The 4,290-nt window shown below is 70.0% G+C and carries 3 protein-coding genes and 2 pseudogenes; all 5 read left to right on the forward strand.

The annotated features are described in order from the left end of the window. A pseudogene (locus G6024_RS11060) lies at positions 1–1,273 on the forward strand (5-methyltetrahydropteroyltriglutamate--homocysteine S-methyltransferase); the annotation flags it as partial. Positions 1,274–1,294: 21 nt separating this feature from the next. Next, on the forward strand, positions 1,295–1,603 hold the full coding sequence (locus G6024_RS11065) for a hypothetical protein (RefSeq protein ID WP_159148705.1): 309 nt from the start codon (positions 1,295–1,297) through the stop codon (positions 1,601–1,603). 89 nt (positions 1,604–1,692) lie between these two features. Next, on the forward strand, positions 1,693–2,901 hold the full coding sequence (locus G6024_RS11070; protein ID WP_159148706.1) for a DUF445 domain-containing protein: 1,209 nt from the start codon (positions 1,693–1,695) through the stop codon (positions 2,899–2,901). A gap of 140 nt (positions 2,902–3,041) precedes the next feature. Beyond that, positions 3,042–3,563: a helix-turn-helix domain-containing protein gene (locus G6024_RS11075; RefSeq protein ID WP_096906772.1), complete on the forward strand. Its 522-nt coding sequence runs from the start codon at positions 3,042–3,044 to the stop codon at positions 3,561–3,563. A 79-nt stretch (positions 3,564–3,642) separates the two neighbouring features. Next, positions 3,643–4,290 (forward strand): annotated as a pseudogene (locus tag G6024_RS11080) (hypothetical protein); the annotation flags it as partial.

The following is a 4,290-nucleotide window of genomic DNA, read 5'->3' on the forward strand; positions in this document are numbered from 1 at the left end:
GGCGTTCGCCGAGCAGAAGGTCGCCGAGGTGGTCTCGCTCGCGCACGCCCTGGTCGACGGCCCCACACCGCGCTGGCGCCGGTTGCCGGTACTGCCCAGCGCGCGCCGCGACGACGTGCGGGCGAGGACCGCCCGGGTCGACGACGACGACAAGGTCCGCGTCCCCTACGCCGAGCGGGCTGCCCGGCAGGCCGACCGGCTCGGACTGCCCACGCTGCCGACAGCGACGCTGGGCTCGTTCCCGCAGACGCGGGAGATCCGGCGTGCCCGCAGGGACCTGGCGGACGGGCGGATCGACTACGACAGGTACTGCGACTACCTGCGCGCCGAGATCGCCTCGGTGATCCGGCTGCAGGAGGACATCGGCCTGGACGTGCTGGTGCACGGCGAGGTCGAGCGCAACGACATGGTGCAGTACTTCGCCGAACTCCTCGACGGGTTCGCCGCCACCCGCAGCGGCTGGGTGCAGTCCTACGGCTCGCGCTGTGTGCGGCCGCCGATCCTGTACGGCGACGTGGCCCGACCCGCGCCGATGACCGTGGAGTGGACCGGGTACGCGCAGTCGCTGACCGACCGGCCGGTGAAGGGGATGGTCACCGGCCCGGTGACGATGCTCGCGCGGTCCTTCTGCCGCACGGACCTGGCACTGCCCGAGGTCGCCACGCAGCTCGCGCTGGTGGTGCGCGACGAGGTGGCGGACCTGGAGGCGGCGGGGACGGCGATCATCCAGATCGACGAACCCGCCATCCGGGAACTCCTGCCGCGCCGCGGCGCGGACCGACGCGCGTACCTCGACTGGGCGGTGGGCACCTTCCGCCTGGCCTCGGCCGGGGCGCGACCGGACACCCAGATCCACACGCACCTCACCTACTCGTCTTTGCGGGAGATGAAGGCGGCGATCGAGGGACTCGACGCCGACGTCACCGCGATCGTCGCGACGCGGTCGATCGAGTGGGTACTGGAGGCCCTGGAGGACCACACACTGACCCGTCAGGTCGCGCCCGGGGTGTACGAGTCACGGTCGGGGTTCGTCCCGGACATCGACCTGCTGCACTCGAGGCTGCTCCGGGCGGTGGACGCGGTCGGGGTGGACCGCGTGTGGGCGGTGCCGGACGGGGGGCTCAAGAGCCGTTACACCTGGCAGTTGGAGCCGAGCCTGCGCAATCTGGTCGCCGCCGCGCGGCGGATCCGACGGGCGGTTGCCCCGGATCCCCGGGGTTCCAATAAGATCGGACACAGAACAAGTCTCGGGTCACGGGCCCGGGATCGGTAGTTGAGAGAAGAGGACGACATCATGGCCGGTCAGACGCTCGAGCACACTGGTGCCGCCATCGTCGAGGAGTACTACCCGCCGTACGCGACGGAGGTCGCCCCCACGTACCCGCTGTACTCGACCTCGATCTACGTGGGGTCTGTCATCCTCCTGCTGAGCATGAGCATGCTGGGCCTGCCCATCACCGCCATCGGGTACTACACGGAGAACGCCGGGGTCTCGCTGGGGCTGGTCATCGCGGCGGTCGTGGCGACCACCGTCGTCTTCCTCATCGGGCTGTTCATCTGCATGTACGGCTTCCGTAAGCACGGCCGCGAGGACGCACACTGACGGTCGACCCGGTCGTGGGTGCCGGCGCGCCCGCTCTCAGGGCGGGCGACCCGGCGACCGACGCCGAGCGGAGGTCAGCCCTCCGTCGTATGAAGACGGTTGCGACGGGGTTCCTCGTCGTGGCCGGACTGGTCTATCTGGTCGCGGAGTACGCGCTGCACAACGGCGCCGACCCCTGGGTGGGTTACGTCCGCGCCGCCGCCGAGGCGGGGATGGTCGGCGGGCTGGCCGACTGGTTCGCCGTCACCGCCCTGTTCAAGCACCCGCTGGGGATCCCCATCCCGCACACCGCGCTCATCCGCAAGAAGAAGGACCAGCTGGGCACGTCCCTCGGCGGGTTCGTGGGGGAGAACTTCCTCGACCCCGAGATGGTGAGCGAGAAGGTCCGCGGCGCCCGCATCCCCGAACGCGCCGGTGAGTGGCTGGCCGAGGACGACCACCGCGCGATGGCCTCGGACCAGGCCGCCAAGGCCATCCGTGCCGTTCTGGCCGTGCTCCGCGACGACGACGCCGTCGCGATCATCGAACGCACCATCGTCTCCCGCATCGCCGAGCCGGAATGGGGGCCGCCGGCCGGTCGGATCCTCGCCGAGCTCCTCGATGAGGGACGCCATCTGCCGCTGATGGACCTCATGGCCGACCGCGCCCACGGCTGGGTGGAGGCCAACCCCGAGACCATCGACCGCTGGGTCCGCGAGAAGGCCCCCACGTGGGCGCCCCAGTTCGTCAACGAACTGCTCTCCGAGCGTGCCTACCGCGAGCTGCGCGAGTGGACCTGGCAGATCAAGGTCGACAAGCAGCATCCCGTGCGGGTGGCGCTGATCGGGTTCGTCGAGGACTTCGCCCGTGACCTCCAGCACGACCCGTCCACCATGGCCAAGCTCGAGACGTTCAAGCACGAGGTCATGGGCCGCGACGAGGTGCGCCGCGCCGCCGGATCGGCGTGGGCGGCCGCCAAGCGCATGATCGTCGAGGCCACCGAGGACTCGTCGTCCACGCTGCGGGTGAAGATCGACGATCTCCTGGGCCGTCTGGCCGACATGCTCGTCGGGGACGGGAAGATGCGGGCGCGCCTCGACGACTACATGACCCGCACCGCTCGCTACGTCGCGGAGAACTACGCCGGCGAGGTCACCTCGATCATCTCCGAGACCGTCGAACGGTGGGACGCCGACGAGGCCTCCGACAAGATCGAGTTGCTCGCGGGCAAGGACCTGCAGTTCATCCGCATCAACGGCACGGTCGTGGGGGCCCTGGCGGGGCTCGTCATCCACACCACCACCGAGCTCATCTTCTGATCCCGGCCCAGGTCTGATCCCGACGGGCCGGTGTGACCCATCGCACCGCATCGCCGTACACATAGCGCTTGCTGTAGCAAGCACCCGTTGCTAGCGTTGGGTCAGGCGATGAGAGACGGACGCCGGAGGGAGGTGACTCCATGGCCGCACAGAGTGGACACACACACGACGAGGCTGCGGAGAGCACCGGAGCACAGGTCGATGAACCGACCGCCGCAACCCTCGCGCGTCGCAACAAGCCGACGGGTGAGGTGCCGCGTCACAGCGACCTCACCTCGCACGGTGAGGACGACAAGCGTTCGTCCGAGTCGCAGGACATCGGGTCGTTCATCCGCGCCCAGCGGGAGGCCGCCGAGGTGTCCATCCGGCAGCTCGCGGAGCGTGCCGGCGTCTCCAACCCGTATCTGAGCCAGATCGAACGCGGGCTCCGCAAGCCGTCCGCCGAGGTCCTGGGTCAGATCGCCCGAGGTCTGAGGTTGTCCGCCGAGGTGCTCTACGCCCGCGCGGGGATCCTCGAACTCAAGCAGGGGAGTCCGGTGAGGGATGCGATCCTCACCGCCCCGGACCTCACAGAGCGACAGAGGGAGGTGCTCGTGGAGATCTACGAGTCGTTCCGAGCGAACAACGCAACGGCAGCCGCCCAGGTCGTCAACGTTCCCTGAGGGAACTCCGGACGACGGCCCGCAGGGCCACGTGACACCGCACAAGAGAACACCCGCACGACACCACCGAGGAGTCAAAATGGCCGACAAGAAGCCCACTTCCAAGAAGACCGCCGCCGAGGCCGCCGAGCAGAAGGCCAAGGGCGAGGCCGTCAAGGAGCAGGCCCTGGAGGGCCCGCTCGGTCAGGCCATCGCCGCCGTGCGCACCCCGGTCTACGCCTACGTCGGGGTCAACGACCTCGCCATCCAGGCCGTCTCCGGCATGGTCGCGGACCTGCGCCGTCGCGCCGAGGAGGCCGTCACCGAAGCGCAGACCAAGGTCACCGAGCGCGTGGCCGAGGCGCAGAACCGCATCAACGAGCGCGTGGCCGGGGCGCAGACCCGCGTCACCGAGGTCCAGCACCGCGTGAACGAGGTCCCCGAGCGCGTCCAGGCCCTGCCGGCCGAGGTCGAGGAGCTCGTCACCCGCTTCCGCCCGGAGGAGCTGCGCAAGGTCGCCGACGCGTACGTCCAGGTCGCGGCCGGGATCTACGGTGGCCTCGCCGCCCGCGGTGAGGACGTCGTGAGCCGGCTCCGCGAGGAGAACCCGCAGCTCGAGGCCGGCCTGGCCCGCGTCAACGAGCAGGTGGCCCGCGCCGCCGGCGCCGTCGAGGAGCAGGTCGAACTGGGCGAGGACGCCCTCGGTACCGTCGCCCGCCAGACCCGCACGATCGGTGTTAAGGCGGCC

Source organism: Dietzia maris, from assembly GCF_014144855.1.
Lineage (GTDB): Bacteria > Actinomycetota > Actinomycetes > Mycobacteriales > Mycobacteriaceae > Dietzia > Dietzia kunjamensis.